An 18,205-nucleotide genomic window follows, 5' to 3' on the forward strand; every position below is an offset into this window, starting at 1 on the left:
GCTAGGCGACGGCGAGGATGTCGATCACGAAGACGAGCGTGTCGGTGCCTCCGATGCCGGCCGAGGGCTGGCCGGCCTCGCCGTAGCCCTCGGCGGGCGGGATGATCACCACGACCTGCGAGCCGACCGTCTGACCGATCATCGCCTTGGCGAATCCGGGCACGACCTGGTCGGTCGAGAACGGGGTCGGCGTGCCCTTGCCCCAGCTCTGGTCGAAGACCTCGCCGGTGGTCCAGTTGACGCCCTGGTACTGGACGGTGACGTTCGCGGGGTCGGGGACGACGGGGCCGTCGCCCTTCTTGAGGACCTCGATCTGCAGATCGGACGGAGGGTCGGTGCGAGGCGGGATGGTCACGGTCGGCTGACCGTCGTCGGCGAGCTCGACCGCCGGGAAGCCGTCCTCGGGAGGCTGGGACTCGCCCGTCGCCTTGGTCGGCACGATGGAGACGACGTCGGCGACGATGACCACGGGCGTGGGCGTGGCGGCCTGCTCCCCCGCGGTCGCGGTCGTCATGTCGGCCGCCGAGGCGACGGTCACCGTGCGACTGCCCGAGGGCACGCAGGCGATCGCGTCGACGATGCCCGGCACGTAGTAGTCGGTGCTCACCGTGAGCTGCGTGGGCTGCTGGCCCTCGTCGAAACCGGCCGAGGTGACCTCGGCCCCGGTGGTCGCGTCGTAGACCGCGATGCGGACGTTGGCCACAGCACCCGGCCCGGCGACCTCGCCGTTGCCCTCGACCAGGGTCGTGCGTTGGGTCGACGTGACCTCGAGCGGGGTGTCGAAGCTGACCTCGGGCGCGGCCTCGACCTCGCCCGTGACGTCGACGCCGTCGGACAGGGACCCCGACGCCGGCGCCTTGCAGTCGCCGGAGGCGCCGCTCGCCGTGGGAGACGGCTGGTCGGAACCCCCCGTGCAACCGCTCAGCACGAGGGCGACGAGCGGAACGGCTGCCAGGGCGACGATCCGTCCTCGACGGACACGGGTGGACGGACGAGGAGGCGCGGTGCGGGTCATCGAGGAGTCGTCTCGGAGGTCGACGGCGACGGCCGACTAGGAGACGGCGAGGATGTCGATGACGAAGACGAGCGTGTCGGTGCCCGAGATGCCCGCCTGCGGGGCGCCGGCCTCGCCGTAGCCGTCGGCCGGCGGGATGACGACGACCGTCTGCGACCCGACGGTCTGCCCGACCATGCCGTCCGCGAAGCCGGTGATGACCTGGTCGGTCGAGAAGGTGGCCGGCGCACCGCGCGACCAGCTCTCGTCGAAGATCTCGCCGGTGTTCCAGATGACGCCCTGGTACTGGACGGTGACGGTGTCGCCGGCCTGCACCGTGGCGCCGTCGCCCTTGATCAGGGTCTCGACGCCGAGCTCGGTCGGCGCGTCCGCCTCGGGGACGGTCACCGTCGGACGGCCGTCGGCGTCGAGTTCGACGGTCGGGAAGCCGGCCTGCGGGGCCTGGGGCTCGCCCGAGGCCCGCAGCGGGACGTCGGACGTCGACGACGCCGAGCTGGTCGGCGTCGCGGTGTCGGACGACCCGCCGGCGTCGCCGGCGCAGGCCGCCAACGACAGGAGGAGGGCGGGGACGGCCAGGAGGGCGAGGGAGCGGCGCATGGGGATCTCTCGGTCGGAGTGACGGGGCTCGCGCCGTGGGACTCGGCGCGGCGGAGGTGCCGTGCCATTGTGCCTCACGCCCGGTCGGCTTCTCTGGATGCCGCCACCACGGTCGGCTCGTGGCCGACGGGGAAGGCGACCGACGCCGCGATGAAGCACTTGCGGCTCGCGTCGGCGTGCAGCTCGAGGGCGCGCTCGACCATGTCGTCGTCGGCGACGGTCACCCGGGGTCGCAGGGTCACCGACGTGAAGCGACCGCCGCCGTCCTGCGTCTGCGTCATGCGCCCCACGGCGGCGTCCTCGTAGGCGACCACGACCACGCCCGCGGTGGCGGCGACGTGCAGGTAGCTGAGGAGGTGGCACTGCGCCAGTGCGGCGAGCAGCAGCTCCTCGGGGTTCCACCGGTCGGCGTCACCGTGGAAGGTTCGATCGGCCGACGCCAGGATGTCGTGCTGCTTACCGGTGGCGACGATCGTGTTGTCCCGGCCGTACGAACGGTACGAGGTGGTGCCTTCGCCCCGATGGCCCGTCCAGTGGACGTCGACGGCGTAGTCGTGGTCGAGCATGCTGCCTCCCTCTCGGGCCCCTCGTCGGTGCGACGTGGTCGCGTGGCGGGCCTCGGTACACTCCCCATCATGACCGACCCCCGCCCCGCCGTTCCCTCTCGTCACCCCCTCACCGCCTCGGGCAGCGTCGAGCTGGCCGTGCTCGAACGCTCGGGCTGGGACGAGAGCCGTCACCTCGGTGCGGGTGTCGTCGTGGATGCCGACGGGCACGAACTGCGTCGCGTCGGAGACGCCGACGCGACGATCTACCCCCGCTCGTGCCTCAAACCGCTGCAAGCACTGACGGTGCTGCGGTCGGGAGTCTCGCTCGACGGCCCGCAGGCCGTCCTGGCGACGGCGAGCCACGCCGGCACGCGGGCCCACCTCGACGTGGTCGAGGCACTGCTCGGCCGTTCGGGCAGCACCGAGGACGACCTGCTCTGCCCCCCGGACTGGCCCGGCGACCGGGCCAGCGCCCGCGAGGCGTCCGCGAAGCGCCGCCTCGCCATGAACTGCTCGGGCAAGCACGCCTCGTTCCTGCTCGCCTGCGCCGAGAACGGCTGGGACCCGTCGAGCTACGTCGCCACCGACCACCCCCTGCAGGCCGCCGTCCGCGAGACGGTCGCCGAGTTCACCGGCGAGACCGTCGACCACGCCGGTGTCGACGGCTGCGGCGCCCCGGTGATCGCGACCACCGTGGTCGGCCTGGCCCGGGCGATCGCCCGCATCACCGGATCGGTCCGCCCGACCGGCGCGGGACGCGACGACCACGCGGCGCACCTCGTCGAGGCCGTCCTCGGCGACGCCTGGGCGATCGACGGCCCCGGGCGTGCCAACACGGTGACGATCGACGAGCTGGGCGTGCTGGCCAAGCTGGGCGCCGAGGGCGTCATGGTGATGGGCACGACCGACGGCGTCGCCGTGGCCGTGAAGGTGCTCGACGGGAACGTGAGGGCCGGCACCCTGGTCGCGCTGCGCCTCCTGGTCGACGAAGGGGCCGTCGACGCGGCCGCCGCCGATCGCGTGATCGAGCGCACGCTCGAGAAGGTCACCGGCGGTGACGGTCTCGTGGGTCGCATCCGTCTCGGCAGCGGGCTCGCCCTCTAGACGCATCGCACGGCGTCGTCGAGCACCGACACGAACGCGACCCGCAGGCTCTGCCGACACGGCCGACCGTCCTTGAGGGTGACCGTGGCCTCGCCGCCCGGACCGATCACGACGACCGTGTCGACCGGGGGCGGCTCGGCCTCGGACAGGACTCCCCCCGAGGGCACCGCACCGACGAGCACGCAGTCGACGGCCTCGGCCGCCTGGGTCGCCGACGCCCCCGCCGCCCGCAGCTGACGGCGGAGGCCCGACGCCACGGCCTCGGCCACGACGGGCGGTCCGACGACCCGGACGGTCGACGAGAGGGGCACGCAGAGCGGCGCCTCGTCGAGGGTGGCCGCCTCGGCCCGGAGGCGTGCCAGTCGGGCGACAGCCGGGTCACCCGGCTCGAGGTCGTCCTCGGGACGCCCCTCGAGCACGAGCCCGCTGGAGGCGCGACCCACCCCGAGCACCAGCACCCGCGTCGGACGACGTGCGGCGTCGAACGCGCCTAGCCGATCGGCCGTGGGGTACCAGTCGGCCAGTTCACGGGACCGTGCCGCCCGGAGGCGCGTGACGACCTCGTCGACCGCGTCGAGGGACCGCAGGAATCGCGATCGTTCGCGACGGGCCGTGAGGGTCGCTCCGACGACACGGTCGACGGCCCAGCCGACGAGGACCGCGAGAGCCGTCGCGACGGAGGACACGAGGACGGCAGGCGGGCCGCTCCAGGGGACGAGAGCACCGCACCCCGAGACGACGGCGCCCGTCGTGATCGCCGCGACCGGCGCGGCCGTCGGACGGGGTTCGACCGGTGCCGACGGCAGCCGCACGCGGGATGCGACGGCCGGGGACGTCACGGGGGCCGACGACCTCACCGGGGTCGACGAAGACGCGGGAGTGGAGGAGTTCATGCCTCCAGTGGAGCGAACTGGCGGCCGTGATCGGCGCCGGGTGGGCGGGCCCGGGGAGGACCCGCCGACCCTGCCGCATGTGGAGGATTCGTCGGTCAGACGACGACGAAGAACTGCTCGCCGATCTCGACCCGGGTGCCGCGTGTCACCCGGACTCGGACGCCCGGATCGGCCCTGCGCGGAGGGAGGTCACGAGGGCGGACGACCGTGCCGTTGCCGGACCACCGATCGCTGACCCACAGGGCTCCACCCTCTTGACCGAATTCGAGATGCGTCTTCGACACGGACTTCCCGGGATCGACGATGCGGACGAGCTGGTCGAACCGCTCCCCCGGCTGGGGCGTCGGTGCCCGGCCGACGAGACCCGTGCCGTCGACGGTGATGCTCTCGCCCGTGCTGAACTGCAGGACGTACTCGGTCCCCAGGCCGCCACGGCGGACGATGCGGGTCTCGTCGACGTCGTCGTCCACCGGCAGGTCGACGGGGGGACGACGAGGACGCCAGGGCGGGGCCGACGACGAGGTCGGGGCCGGCGGGACGTCGGCGACGGTCGGCCTCGGGGTCACGGCCGGTCGCTCGGCCCGGAAGCCCGGGACGTGGTCGATCGGCTCGGGGGCCGGGCGTGGTACCGCCTGCTGCTGGTCGTCGGCATCACCCTGTGCGGGGACGTCGCCGCGGGAGCCCGGGTCGCCCTGGCCGGTGCCGGCGTCGCCGGTGCCGGCGTCGTCGGTGCCCGATCGGACGGCCTCGCCGTCCTCGGTGGCGGGACCACGGCGGAGGACGGACTCGTCGTCCGGTCGCCATTCGGGTGGGAGCGGGACGACGGGGCCCGTGAACGACAGGGCGACCGATTGCACGACCGCACCGCATTCACCGCAGAAGATGTCGTCCTCGCCGACGGCTGCGCCACAGTGCGTGCACCGTTCGGTGACGCGGCCGGAGCCCGGTGGGACGAGGGGCGCGGGCTCGACGAGTGGGACGGGCGCGGGACGACCGGACTCGACGGGAGCGGGACGGGGCCCGCCAGGGATCGGCGGACGGAAGTCCCGGCCGAGCGCGGCCACCGGGGCGGTGTCGCCGTCCCGGGGCACGTCGGTCGTCGGACGCACGAGAGGCGGGGGCCCCACGGGAGCCGCCGCCGGGTCGTCGGGTGTGACCTCGGGGGTGGGAGCGGATGCGGGGGCGGACTCACCGGACGACGCGGCGACCTCGAGGCCGCCGGCCTCTTGACCGTCGTCGACATCTGCCGGACGTGCGCCGTCGTCGGTGTCGGACGACTCGACCTCGGCGTTCTCGACCTCGTCGTCCGGGCGGATGTCGGTCGCCTCGGAGGACGGGTGCTCAGCGGCGGACGCCGCGTCGGGAGACGGATCGTCCGAACCGACGGGCGTCAGGGACGCGGTCCAGAGCGGGGCCGATGTGGGGCGTGGCCCGTTGCCGGGGTGCTTGGCGGGCGACCTCAGCGGAGTGGGCGGTTCGACCGCATCAGGAGCCACCGTGCCGAGGGCGTCGACCTGGCTGTCGCGGAGCGCGGGACCGTTGGGGCCGGGGGCCATCGGGGACTCTGCCTGCGCCTCCTCGGACGGTGCTTGAGGGTCGTCCTCGGCTCCGCGCTCGACCGGTCGGTCGTCGATCGGCCAGGCCGGGGGTGCGGGAACCGACGTGGGCGCCACGGGCCGGGCGTGGTGGGCACCGGGCAGGTCGACCTCGGCCGCGCCGGTGTCGGTCCGACGGTCACGCACCCACCACGGTGGCTCCGCACCGTCGCGGCGGGGGTGCGACGCCGCCCGCGTAGGAGCCTCGGGCAGGTCGGGGGCGCTGGTGGCGTCGACGTGCTCGGCGGCGGCATCGGCCCGACGGCGGGCGGCCGCGAGGTCTGCGCTGGAGACCGCCCGACCGCACTCGCCGCAGAACATCGCGCCGACGGGCAGGGGGCTGGCACAGGTGGGGCAGTACATCAGTCGTTCCTCTGTCGCTCGGGAGGGGTGCGCCCATGGTAACCACGCAAAGATCGGAGCGAGACCGCCGCGGCGAACCGCTGCCGCCTCGTGAGCCCCACCCCGAGGGCCCGACGCATCTCGGCGACGGCCGTCCACACGCGGTCGGCGTCGGATTCGGCGGGCGGGTTCGGCGAGAACACCGCACGGTCCGCCACGCGTGCCAGCACCGCGGGACGCGAACCACCGACCACGGCGGCGACCTCGCTCCGCGTCGCGGCCGGCGGGGTGCGGATGCCGTGGTCGACCACGGCGTCCTGGAACTCGTGCCAGCCGCCGCTGATGCGGGCGGAAGGACTGGTCGCCGTCCGGCGGCGGCGTCTCCTCCGTGCCTTGAGGGCGACGATCGTCACGAACGGGGCCGCGAGCAGGCCGGCGACGAGTGCGCTCCAACCGGCGATCCGGACGATCGCCAGGACGACGGCCAACCAGGCCGGAGGGTTCTCGGGATCGTCCTGCTCGGATTGCGGCGGGGTCTGGTCGTCCCGCACCTGAGGGTCCTGGGGCGGAGGCTGGACGACGGACTCGGGACGCGAGATCTGCGTGGGGTCCTGCACCTGGTCCTCGGGGATCGGCCGCTCGGCCGGGTTCGGGTCGAGGGCCACCCAGCCGTACTGGGCGGTGTCGACCTCGATCCAGGCCGTCACGTCCGACCCGGTGACCTCGACGCTGCCACCGTCGGCCTCGGGCGCGAATCCCATGACGACCCTCGCGGGGAACCCCAGCTGGTCGGCCATCAGCGCGGCCGCCGTCGCGTACTGCTCGGCGTCGCCGATCATGACGGGGTCGGTGAAGAGCTGGGCGATGCGGTCCGCCCCGTGCCCCGATCGACTGACGGGCTCGTCGGCGCTGACCCCGTGGCTCACGTAGCCGTTCTCGCGCAGCGCGCTCAGCGCCGCCTGCAGGCGCGCCCCCGACCCCTGGACCCCGGCGACGTCCTCCTCGAGCGAGGAGGAGAGCTCGTCGGGCACGTCCCGCGGTGTCGGCACGGTGGCCGTCCCCGGCGTGAGCGCGTCGAGCTCGGCGTCGCCGGGCTGGCGCGGCTCGACCGCGTCCAGCCGGTACGAGTCGCCCGGCCCGAGTCCGCCGAGGACGGCCGCCGTGCCCGTCAGGTCGTTGTAGAAGAACGCGTCCCGTCGTGCATCCGCCGTCGCTCCGTCGAACGAGACGGACTCGAGTCGGCCGACGGTGGGCAGCCAGAGGTCGTCGTAGGCACCGACGGTGACGTCCACCGTGGCCGCATCTCCGTCGACCTCGGATTGGTCGACGTCAGACGGCACGCGCGTGAAGAACCCGGAGGCGCTGTCGACCTCGCCGCTGCCGACGCTGTAGACGACACCGTCGTAGGTGTCGAGCGTGGCGATGCGCAGTCGCTGGCCGTCGCGGAGGCCCGAGACCGTGAGGAGCGTCTGGTCGACGGTCGGCTCCTGTTCGTAGGCCCGGAAGCCGCTGAGCGGACTGACGTGGTCGCGGGGGTCGAACGGTTGCTCGACGACCGTGCGGGCCACCGTCCGCGAGGTGGCGGGCGGAACCGCCGTGACGGCGAGCGTGCCGGCCGCACCGGCGACGGCCAGCGTGGCGAGCGAGCCGACGACGGCCCGGACGGCCACCGGGCGGTGGCCGGTGGAGGTCGTGGCGTCACGGGCGGTGAGGGCGTCGAGCGCGACGCGGCGCCGACGGAGGCGCCACCAGACCACCCAGGCGACCACCGTCACGAGCACGGCGACTCCGGTGGCGCGGGGCCACCAGGCTTCTCCCGGACCGAGCACGATCGCCGTGATCCAGACGGTGACCGGGACGACGACGGCGAGTTCTCCGCGTCGCCCGCGGAGCGCGACGGACAGACCGACGACCGTGCCGACGAGGACGAGCACGAAGACCGGCACCAGCAAGGCCTCGTAGCTGCCCACCGGCAGGGCGATGGTGACGAGCTGTTTCCAGCCGAGAGCCGTCGCCGAGAGCAACGTCAGGAGGCCCCTGCCCGTGGGCAGCACGCCGACGAGAGCCTGCGACGGCACGGCCAACGGCACACCGAGCACGAGGTAGGCCACGACCGTGGCGACGAACACCCACACGCTCGACAGTCGGAGGACGGCCGACCCGAGCGCGATTACCACGCCGACCGCGAAGGCGACGACGACGAGCACCACGAAGGCAGCACTCTCGTACACCGGCCAGAAGGTCGCGGCCGCGGTGCCGAGCGAGGCGGCGAAGAGCGCGACGACGGAGGTGACGAACGGCGCCCGCAGTCGCGACGGCCGGGTGCGTGACCGGGCGCGGGGAGCAGGCGTCACCGGCCCTCCGGGCGTCCGGACCTCGTCGACGGCGGTCATGCGCTCGCCGTCCGGGCGAGCGACTTCTGCAGGTCCTCGAGGAAGCCGATGGTCAGCACGGTGAGATCGGCGATGCGCCTCATGCCGGGGACCGTCTCGGGGTCGCAAACGATCGCGACCGCTTCGACCCCGACGGGGAACTGCATGGCGGCGGCGCGCATCTCGGTGACGGTCGTCGTGGACCCGACGACGAGGAAGGCCACAGAGATCCCCACGACCTGGTCGCCGGCGACCCGTGAGACGTCGGTGATGGCCAGGGCGGACTCGGCCGTGGTGACGACCGCGAGCTCGTCGAGCAGCCGGTTGCGCGTCAGCGTGCTCAGCGAGCGGATCTCGAGGTTCTTGCGTTTGGCGAACTCGGGGGTGGTCGCTCCGACGACGACGCTGACCTCCCGCGCGTCCCTGATCGCCCGGGCACCGAGCGAGCCCGCGACGCTGACGGCGAGCTCGAACTCGTCCTCGTTCGCGAAGTCGCCGGCCGCCAGGCTCAGGGCGATGACGAGGTGGCTGCGCCGACTCTCCTCGAACTGCCGCACCATGTAGGTACCCGTCTTGGCAGTCGACTTCCAGTGGATGTTCCGTCGTTCATCGCCGGGCTGGTATTCACGGAGGGCGTGGAACGAGATGTCGCTGGGCGAGAGGTCACGCGTCGGGTTTCCCTCGAGGTCGCGGATGAGGCCCGTGCTCGTGCTCGGGATGCCGATGGTGCGGGGGTGGACGAACACCTCGGTGACGCCGGTCCACTCGATCTCGCGTCGAGCGAGGCCGACGGGGTCGCCACGGACGGTGCTGACCGGGCCGACGGCGACGACACCCCGGCGCGTGGTGGGCAGGTCGAACGACTCGGTGACCTCGTCACCCGACCGCAGGCTCGGCAGGTCGATCTCGGCGAGCCCCGGGCCGACGGGTACCTCGACGGACACGCCGAGGATGCGACGGCCGCTGGCGTTCCGCACCCGCACGGTGCCGGCGGCCTCTGCGCCCACGGCCACCCGTTCGTGCGGGATCTCGAGGGTGATGCGGACGGAGTTGCGTCCGATGAGCGCCAGCCCCGCGACGAGCAGCAGGACGATCGCGGCGAAGCCGACCACCACGAATTCGGTCCAGCCGAGCAGGTAGCCGACGAGCAGCGCCACCGGTGCGCCGACGAGCATCGACCACCCGAAGGGCGTGACCACCGAGGAGGCGCTGGTGAAGGCCCCGCGGACGGCGCGGCGGGTCCCGCGGGTCGTCCTGACGAGCAGGACGAGCAGGTCCGCGCCGATGCCGGTGCGATCGCCGACTATCCGGGTGCGGGCGTTCGTCAGCCCTTGCGTTCCCGTCGAGAACGCGGAATCGAAGCGCTGGTCGACGCCACGGGTGCCGCCCCGCGGTCGGGTGCGACCGGCACGGGAACCGTCCGCGGTCGACCCCGGCACGGGCCGGGCGGCCCGGTCGGTGCCTCGGGGACGCTCGCTCACACGGCTACCCGTTCGGCGGGTGGCGCCGTCTCGATGAGCAGCTGGCTGACGACGCTGGACGGTGTGACGCCGTCGAACTCCGCTTCGGGGTCGAGCACGAGACGGTGGGCGAGCACGGGCTCGGCGAGCGATTTGACGTCGTCCGGGATCACGTAGTGGCGGCCGAGGGACGCCGCATACGTCTTGGCCGAGCGGACGAGGGCCAACGCACCGCGCACGCTCACGCCGAGACGGACCTCTTGGGCGGTGCGCGTCCCGTCGACGAGTCGGGCGACGTAGTCGCTGATGGTGGGCTCGACGTGCACCGTGCGGGCGAGCTGGGCCATCTCGGTGATGACCCCCGCCTGGACGATCGGGTTGAGGCTGCCCTCGTGGACCCGTGTGGCCGAGCCCTCGAGGATGCGCACGGTCGCCGCGTGGTCGGGGTAGCCGATCGAGGTCTTCATGATGAACCGGTCGAGCTGGGCTTCGGGAAGACGGTAGGTGCCGGCCTGCTCGACCGGGTTCTGCGTGGCGATCACCATGAACGGCGAACCCACGGGATGGCTGATGCCGTCCACCGTCACGCGGCTCTCTTCCATGACCTCGAGCAGGGCGGACTGCGTCTTGGGGCTGGCCCGGTTGATCTCGTCGGCGAGCACGATGTTGGAGAAGATCGGCCCGCGGTGGAATTCGAACTCACCGGCCTTCTGGTCGTAGATGCTGACGCCGGTGATGTCGCCGGGCAGGAGGTCGGGCGTGAACTGGACCCGGTTGCTCGTGCCCTGCACGCTCTGAGCGATCGCACGGGCGAGCGAGGTCTTGCCGGTGCCCGGGAAGTCCTCGAGCAGCAGGTGCCCCTCGCTCAGCAGAGCCGTGAACGACAGCCGCACGACGAAGGTCTTGCCCAGCAGCACCTGGTCGACGTTGGCCACCAGGCGCCCGAAGATGTCGGAGAACCAGGTCGCCTGCTCGGGGGTCATGCTCATCGTGTCGTGTCTTTCTCGAAGGAGGGAGTCGCGGCGTCAGCCACAGTTTGCCGTGACCCAGCCCGCGGCAGTCTGCGGATCGCCGCTCGCCGGGACGACCGTCGCCCTGATCCGGGCCTGCTGAGCGCCCTCAGGAACGGCCGTCGGATCGTCGGACGAAGCGTTCCGCCAGCTGGTGATGCCGAGGATCGGCACGTTGTACTGGATCTCGAACGTGGTGGAGGTGCTGCCGCCGCTGTTTCGAGGATCGTTGGTGTTCAGCCTTCCCGCCGGCTGGCACGAGGTGATCTCCCCGACGGTCTGGAGCGGGGTGACACCGGCGCTCGCATCCGAGTTCTGGTTGGAACAACTCGTCGCCCGGCACGCACGGATGACCACCGACGCGTTGCGACCGTAGACGGACGAGTCGGCGAGTGACGTCACGTAACCGTCCGCCGAGGGGGTCACCCAGTCCTTGTCCCCGAACTTCGCCTGGAAGAAGACGCCGTCGGCGTCACCCTCGACGGAGAGATCCGTCACCCGCACGTCGAACCGGTCCTGTCCGCTGTTCGCGACGCTGACCGTTCCTCGTGCCTTCCCCGGCAGGCTGGAGACGGACGTCGCCGAGGCGGAGCAGAAGACGGTGTTGTCCGCGTAGACAAAGTACGTGTAGCGCTTGCCGTTCTCGGCCGTCTTGTCGTCCGAGGGGCTGGACGCGTTCGAAGAGAGTCGCGTCCGAGACGGGGAACAGTCCGTACCCGCGACGTTGCCTTCGCTTCGCCAGAGGGAGTAGCTGACAGGTGAGGACCCGGCCGGCGACGCATCCGACCACGAGACCCTGATCGAACCGTCGGCCTGCACCACGGCACTCGGGGCCGTCTGACCGGGAGGACCGAAGGCGGAGGCCTGCGCGGCGTCGCTCCGCGCCCAGTCGGTGTCGCTGGTGACCTGGGCGGCGTTCCGGGCGAAGACCCTGAAGGTGTACGGCTGCCCCGGGACGAGCCCGCCGACGACCGTCGACGTCGACGTCGTGTCACGTCGTGCAGGTGCGTTCTGGCCGGTGCCCTCCACCGTGTAGCCCACGACGGCGGTGCCGGGGCTCGGCTTGGGAACGGCGTTCCAGGAGATCTGGAGCTCACCGGCGGTGCTGGTCGGCACGACCCTCACCCCGGTCGGCGCCGCGGGCACGTAGTCGGCGCTGTACGGGTCGCTCGAAGCGCTGGCCGCCGACTCGCCGATGCCGTTGACCGCGGTGACGGAGAACCGGAAGGTCTGCTCTGGGTCGAGGTCGGTCAGGGTGCACACGGTGGCCAGTCCGCAGTCCTTGGCGTACGAACCGCCGGCCGAGCCGGTGCCGGTCAGACGGTAGCCGGTCAGCGGCGAGTTGTTGGCCGCGGGAGCCGTGTAGCTGAGGGTGAGCTGTCCCCCCTTGAACGTGCCCGATCGCACCGGTGCGTTGGGGGCGTTCGGAACGTCCTGCACGCTGATCGTGACGGTGCCCCACACGTAGCGGTCGGGGTCGTTCGTGACGTCGGCCACCTGGTACTGGAGGTTCGTGTCGCCCGGGGCGGTGGAGGCCGCGATCGAGACGGCGAGACTGCGGTTGTCACCGCTCGGCGTGATGGAGACACCTGCCGGGACGGACGACCCGTTCAGTCCCCGGATCGCCACCACCCGGAGCGCCTGGCCGGGGAAGGGGTTCGTCGCCTGGTCGTTCTGCAGCACGTCGACCGTGGTCGATGCCCCGCGCTTGACGACGGCACGGTCGGCCGCCGGTTGGGCGAGCGGTCGGGTCGATCCCACCACCGACAGGGTGACGGCACCGCTCCGGCCAGGATTGAGTGCGTCGCTCACGGCGACGGGCAGCGACCTGCTCGTCCCCTTGGCGGTGCCCGCGTCTGCCGACACCGTGAGTTTCGACCCCGAAAGGTCGTAGCCGAAGCCCGCCACGCCGCTCTGCTCGACCGAGTAGCTGAGCTCGTCGACGTCGTCCGGATAGGGATACGTGGTGAGCCTGGCGAGGTCGAGCGTGCGGGACTGGCCCGGTTCGAGGTCGATCGACGTGCCGTTGAAGACGGGCGGTTGGTTCTCTCGCGACGTCACCGTGATGGGCAGCACGAGCGACGCGGTCCGTCCGTCCGGGTCGTCGGCCGAGCGGCCGTCGGTCACCTGGAACGAGATCGAGGCCGTGCCCGAGAACAGGTCGGCCGAGGTGAAGCGAAGGGTCGTGTCGTCGACGACGAGATCGTCACCGTTCGAGTTCGTCGCCCGGACGGTTCCGGGGTCGGTCAGTCGGACGCCGTTGGTACCGGCGGAGATGACGTAGCGGTCGAGGTCGATCGTGACGGCCTTCTCGCTCTCGACCGTGATCGGGCGGACGGTCCGGTCGATCTGTGGGAGGGCGTCGTCGAAACCGGGCACGACGATGAAGGCGTAGGCGCGGATGCCGGGGTCGTCCTTCCTCGAGACGGAGAACGGGATGATCTGGCTCGAGTCGGTGATGCGGACGGTCACGCGCGAGTTCGGCGTCACCTCGGCGGTCGAGCCGAAGCCCGGCGCCAGTCCGAGGTCGAGCTGGGACGTGCTGCCGTCCGAGAAGAACACGTTCGTCAGCGGGTTGACCGTCACGGTCTGCCGACCGGCGATGTCGCTGAGACCGAGCACCGTGTCGTCGGCGAGGGGGTAGTTCAGGGGCGCGTCCGGATCGACCGTCACGGTGACGAAGGTCGAGCTCTGGCCACCGCGCTCGTTCGATACGGTGTAGACGAGGCCGTACGTGCCCGGTGTCTCGGGGGGCGTCACCGACACCATCGTCCCCGACACGACCTTGGCGACGATGCCGTCGCCGTTCGCCTCGACCGCGTCGACCGACAACGCGCCCCCGTCGGGGTCCGAGTCGTTGTCGAGCACCCGGACCGTGATGGAACCCCCCGGTCGCATCGTCACCGCGTCCGCGACCGCGATCGGGTTGCGCGACCCGTCGGCGCGGGTCGAGATGCCCACGCGGACCGTGCCGGTGGCCCGGGCACCCAACCCGTCGACGACCGTGTACGTGAAGCTGTCGGTGCCCGCCGAGCTGGTGTTCGCCTGGTACTCGACGTAGTCGGTGCCGACGGTCGACACACTGCCTTTCTCGGGGTTCGTCCCCACGCCGAGCAGCTGGACCGAGTCGCCGTCGGGATCGATCCCGTCGAGGGGGACGCCCACGCGGACCGTCTCGCCGGCGACGACGCGCGCCGTCACCGACTGGGGCGCGGGCGCCGCGTTGCTGCCGGCGTCGACCTCACGGACCGCGATGGCGACCTGGGCGGACGCCCGCTGCCCGTCCGGGCCCTCGACGGTGTAGGTCGCCGTGACGTTGCCCGGGGTGGACGGGGCCAGGTACCGCAGACGGTTGCCCGACGCGAATAGCAACCCGCTGCCTGCCGGGACGTCGCTCTCGAGCCGTGGCACCAGCGTCAGCTCGTCGCCGTCGGGCTGTTCGTCGTTCGCGAGGACGTCGATGTCGATCGAGTCCCCCACCCGGACGGTCACCTGGTCGTCGGTCGCGATCGGGGGCTGGGTGATCGCCCGGCGCGGGATCTCGACCACCGTCACCGTACCGGTGGCCGAGGCGAGGCCGTTGCTGACGCTGTAGCCGAAGGTGACCGGCCCGTCGTCGAGCGGAGCCGCGAGCGTGATGCGGGCGTAGCGCTGGTCGAGTGTCTCGACCCTGATGCCGGACGAGGCGGGTACGACGTCGGTCGCCGTGAGCATGAGGACGTTGTTGGCCGGGTCGCGATCGGTCGCCACGACGTCGAGGGTCTGCGTGCCCAGCGTCTCGACGAAGATCGTCTTGGGCGTCGTGATCGGGGGTGTGCCCGCGTCCGGAGGGGACTGGACGTCCACCCGGACCGTGCCGGTCGCCGTCTGGTCGCCGTCCGTCACCGTGTACTCGAGGAGGTGGGTCCCCGGTGCGTCGCTGAGGAACCGGAACGTGCCCTGTTCGTAGTTCGGCGTCACGGTGACGCCGTCCTTCGCCGGGACGCTGTTCAGCTTGATCGTGCCCGTACCGCCCCGTGCGTAGGTCAGCGGTCGCACGGTCAGCTGCTGGCCCGCGTAGGCCTGTTGTGAGAACGGCAGGGCCTCGAGCGGCACCTGACCCGCCCCCATCACGCCGATCGAGAGCGCCCCCCGCCCCTCGTCACGGCCGTCCGAGACCGTCAACGGGACGTCCACGGTCGTCTCGCCCGCGCCGGCGTCCTGGTAGACGACGTCCCCGGACGGCTTGTACGACACCCCGGCCGCCCCACCCGCCGAGGTCAGGTAGAAGGCGTCGCCGTCGGGGTCGATCCAGTCGCCCAGGACCGAGGTGGTGACGCGCCCCGACGACGACACCGACGCGGTCGTCCTGCGCGCCTGCTGGGGCGGCGAGTTCTCGGACGGCTGTCGAACGGTGACGGCGACCGTCGCACTCGCCTGGCCGCCCCGGCCGTCGGAGATCGTGTAGTCGAACGTGAACGTGCCCGAAGCCGAGTCGGCGAGGGTGAGCAGCACCTGCTGCCGATCGTTGACGAGGTCGAGTCGGCCGACGGAGTCGTCGAGAGCGGACACGTCGTCAATGACGAGCGGGTCGCCGTTCGGGTCGTAGTCGTTGAGCAGGACGGGCACGGTGCTCGCCCGACCCGGTCGTGCACCGAACGCGTCGTCCACGGCGACCGGAGGTTTCTGGTCGAGATCGAGCTCGGGCGGTTGCTCGTCGTCGTTCTCCTGCTGCTCCTCCTGGTCGCGGTCCTCCTGGAAGAGGTCGGACCAGTTGTCGATCAGCTGGCCGGAACGCTGGACGGCCCACGACCGCCCCGTCGCCGGATCGTTCAGCACGACCCGGCGTGCGTTGACGTCGAAGACGAGGTCCGCGCCTCCGGCGACCTGGTCGAGGTCGAGGACTCCCCCGCGGGCCGATGCGCAGTCGCTCCACGCCGAACCGCCCGCCCAGGCGGCGAAACGGCAGTCGCCGACGACCACGGGTCGTGCGGGCTTGCCCTCGCGTCCGCCGACGACCTCGGCGACCCGGGACGAGTCGATCGACACGGACAGGAGGCCGGTGGACGTGGCGACCAGCACCTCGTCACCCGTGTCGGACCCGGCCTGCAGGGCGAGCCCACCCGAGGCCCGGTCGGACAGGTCGACCTGCCGTCCGTCGACGACCAGGGCCCCCGTGACGGTGTCGAGCACGGCCCAGTGGCCGCCCACGGAGGCCACCTGGTACCCGGCGGTCGACGAGGCCGGCACGTCGTGCGTCTCGGTGACGTCGGGCGACACCGTGCCGTCGAAGAGCGAGACCTGACCGGTGTCGGTCGAGTAGGCGGCCACGGTGCCGTCGGCCGTGACGCTGGTGACCAGCCCCTTGCCGAGGCTGAGGTCGGGATCGACCTCGTTGCTGAAGGAGGACAGGTCGGAGAGCGGTTGGCTCCACACCTCGCCCGTGCCCTGCGAGACGACGAGCGCCCGGTCGCCCGCGATCGACACGTCGGGTGACTCCGGGGGCAGCGGGACGCTCTCGGCGACCTCTGCCGTCGCGGTGTCGACGAGGCCGACCGTCGCGTTGCTGCGGTCGACAAGGAGGACGTCCTGCCCGCGCTGCACGACTGAGAGATCGGCACCGGTGCTGCGCACGGCCGAGTTCAGCTGCAGGACGTCGGTGTTGGCCCGGCCGATCGCGGACCGTTCTCCGTTGGCCACCCAGACCGTGCCGTCGGACAGGTCCACTCGCTGGGCCTCGTAGCCGTCGCTGGCCACGGCGATCGTCGTCACGAGCGTGGCCACCACGACCACTCCGACGCCGGTGACCACGGCGGATCGGCGACGGGCAGCCCAGCCGAGCAGCCGTCCCATCAGCCCTGACCCGCCGTCGCGCAGTTCTCGTTGCTCGCCGGGCCGGTCGACCCACCGCGGCTCACGGTGACGGTGATGCAGACCTCGTCACCCGGGTCGGCGGGGGTGGCGACGAACCGGTCGGCGGACTGCTGGCTCGTCTGCCCACCGGTCGAGATGACGTAGGTGTCACCTGCCCGGAGTCCCGGGTCGCTCCAGGTGAAGACCACCGAGGACCCGTCGCTCGACGACGCGACGTCGGCCACACGGGGGATGTCGGTGGACGTCGAGCGGACGAGCACGAGCGTCGCCGCGGCCGCCAGGCCGATGCCCACGACGGACACCGCCACGAGGGCCCAGGTCATGACGAGGACGGACCGACGTCGCGCCGGGCGCGTTCCCGTGCTGCGAGGAACCGCGCGGCTCTGTTGCAGCGAACCGCCGTGCTGCGCCTGGACCTGGGCCTCGGTCGCCCGACGTCGGCGACGACGCCGGGAGGCCTGCACGGGGGTCACTCCTCGGAGGCGCGTCTTGTCCTCGAGGTCTGCCACGGTCGCGAGGGCCCAGTCGTCGACGGCCACCTCGATGGGCGTCTGCACGACGCCGATCTCGCTCTCGACCTGCTGCAGCTCGCGCACGAACTCGAGGACGCTGGCCTGGCGGTTCTCGGGGCGACGCGACATGGACCTCGCGAGCAGTCTCTCGAGCGTGGGCGGGACGTCCGTCCGACCGGTGGGCACGAGCTTGGCCTTGTCGATGCGGCCGATCAGGTCGGAGGCGCCGTTCTTGTCACCGCCGAGGACCTCGAACGGGCTCCGACCCGCGAGCAACGAGTACACCGTCGCGCCGAGCGACCACACCTCGGACTCGATCGTGCCGTTCGTCTCGTCGAGCAACACCTCGGGCGCCGACCACGGGATCGACATGCCGACGACCTCTTGCGGCTCGCTCTCGCTGAGTGACGCGGCGATGCCGAAGTCGGACAGCACGGGATGGCCGTAGGCCGTCATGAGGATGTTCGACGGTTTGAGGTCGCGGTGGAGCACGCCCTGCCGGTGGGCCGTCTCGACCGCGCTGCCGATCTTGACGCCGATGCGGAGGACGTCCGCGACGGGGATGCGGTCGCGCCGGTACCGTTCGCTCAGCGACGACGAGCAGAGTTCCATCACCAGGTAGGGGCGGCCGTCGGCCGAGACGCTGGCCTGGAACACCGTGAGGATCGACGGGTGGGCGCTGAGCTGGGCCATGAGGTTGGCCTCGGCCTGGAACATCTGCCGGACCTGGTCGTTCACGACCTCGCTGAGCATGACCTTCACCGCGACCTGCCGGCGTGGCATGTTCTGTTCGTAGAGGAACACGTCGGCGAAGCCGCCCGAGCCCAGCACGCGCACGTGCGAGAAGCCCGGCAGCACGGGGGGCGCCGAAGGCAGTCGTCGAGCCACGTCGCCTCCTCTGGGG

General features: G+C 72.0%; 11 protein-coding genes. 1 reads left to right on the forward strand and 10 read right to left on the reverse strand.

The features are described from left to right. Nucleotide 1: 1 nt before the first annotated feature. From SJY14_RS10895 to SJY14_RS10905, 3 genes are all read right to left on the reverse strand, one after another. A complete protein-coding gene (locus SJY14_RS10895) occupies nt 2–1,015 on the reverse strand; it encodes an FKBP-type peptidyl-prolyl cis-trans isomerase (protein WP_396598903.1) in 1,014 nt (337 codons plus the stop codon). A gap of 36 nt (nt 1,016–1,051) precedes the next feature. Then, the gene (locus tag SJY14_RS10900) at nt 1,052–1,612 is read right to left on the reverse strand and encodes an FKBP-type peptidyl-prolyl cis-trans isomerase (protein WP_055972195.1); all 561 of its coding nucleotides are present in this window, start codon (nt 1,610–1,612) and stop codon (nt 1,052–1,054) included. Nucleotides 1,613–1,686: 74 nt separating this feature from the next. Then, nucleotides 1,687–2,178, reverse strand: a complete 492-nt coding sequence (locus tag SJY14_RS10905) for an OsmC family protein (protein ID WP_396598904.1) — start codon at nt 2,176–2,178, stop codon at nt 1,687–1,689. Nucleotides 2,179–2,247: 69 nt separating this feature from the next. Here SJY14_RS10905 and SJY14_RS10910 point away from each other — a divergent pair, with 69 nt between their 5' ends. After that, nucleotides 2,248–3,264, forward strand: coding sequence for an asparaginase (locus tag SJY14_RS10910; RefSeq protein WP_396598905.1), 1,017 nt, complete (start codon nt 2,248–2,250; stop codon nt 3,262–3,264). Here the strand turns inward: SJY14_RS10910 and SJY14_RS10915 are convergent. From SJY14_RS10915 to SJY14_RS10945, 7 genes are all read right to left on the reverse strand, one after another. Continuing rightward, nucleotides 3,261–4,157: a hypothetical protein gene (locus tag SJY14_RS10915; RefSeq protein WP_396598906.1), complete on the reverse strand. Its 897-nt coding sequence runs from the start codon at nt 4,155–4,157 to the stop codon at nt 3,261–3,263. The genes SJY14_RS10910 and SJY14_RS10915 overlap by 4 nt on opposite strands. 95 nt (nt 4,158–4,252) lie before the next feature. Beyond that, a complete protein-coding gene (locus tag SJY14_RS10920) occupies nt 4,253–6,115 on the reverse strand; it encodes an FHA domain-containing protein (RefSeq protein WP_396598907.1) in 1,863 nt (620 codons plus the stop codon). Beyond that, a complete protein-coding gene (locus SJY14_RS10925; RefSeq protein WP_396598908.1) occupies nt 6,115–8,487 on the reverse strand; it encodes a transglutaminaseTgpA domain-containing protein in 2,373 nt (790 codons plus the stop codon). Before SJY14_RS10925 ends, SJY14_RS10920 begins: the two co-directional genes overlap by 1 nt. Continuing rightward, nucleotides 8,484–9,947: a DUF58 domain-containing protein gene (locus SJY14_RS10930; RefSeq protein ID WP_255364121.1), complete on the reverse strand. Its 1,464-nt coding sequence runs from the start codon at nt 9,945–9,947 to the stop codon at nt 8,484–8,486. The genes SJY14_RS10925 and SJY14_RS10930 overlap by 4 nt, the downstream gene beginning before the upstream one ends. Continuing rightward, nucleotides 9,944–10,915, reverse strand: coding sequence for a MoxR family ATPase (locus SJY14_RS10935; protein ID WP_055972180.1), 972 nt, complete (start codon nt 10,913–10,915; stop codon nt 9,944–9,946). The genes SJY14_RS10930 and SJY14_RS10935 overlap by 4 nt, the downstream gene beginning before the upstream one ends. Before the next feature lie 36 nt (nt 10,916–10,951). Beyond that, entirely contained in the window at nt 10,952–16,768 is a 5,817-nt protein-coding gene (locus SJY14_RS10940; RefSeq protein WP_396598909.1) for an Ig-like domain-containing protein, read from the reverse strand. Then, nucleotides 16,768–18,189 (reverse strand): serine/threonine-protein kinase, encoded by a 1,422-nt coding sequence (locus tag SJY14_RS10945; protein WP_071253911.1) that lies wholly within the window; start codon nt 18,187–18,189, stop codon nt 16,768–16,770. The genes SJY14_RS10940 and SJY14_RS10945 overlap by 1 nt, the downstream gene beginning before the upstream one ends. Nucleotides 18,190–18,205: the final 16 nt, after the last annotated feature.

This window comes from Frigoribacterium sp. R86507 (assembly GCF_044597695.1).
Taxonomy (GTDB): domain Bacteria; phylum Actinomycetota; class Actinomycetes; order Actinomycetales; family Microbacteriaceae; genus Frigoribacterium.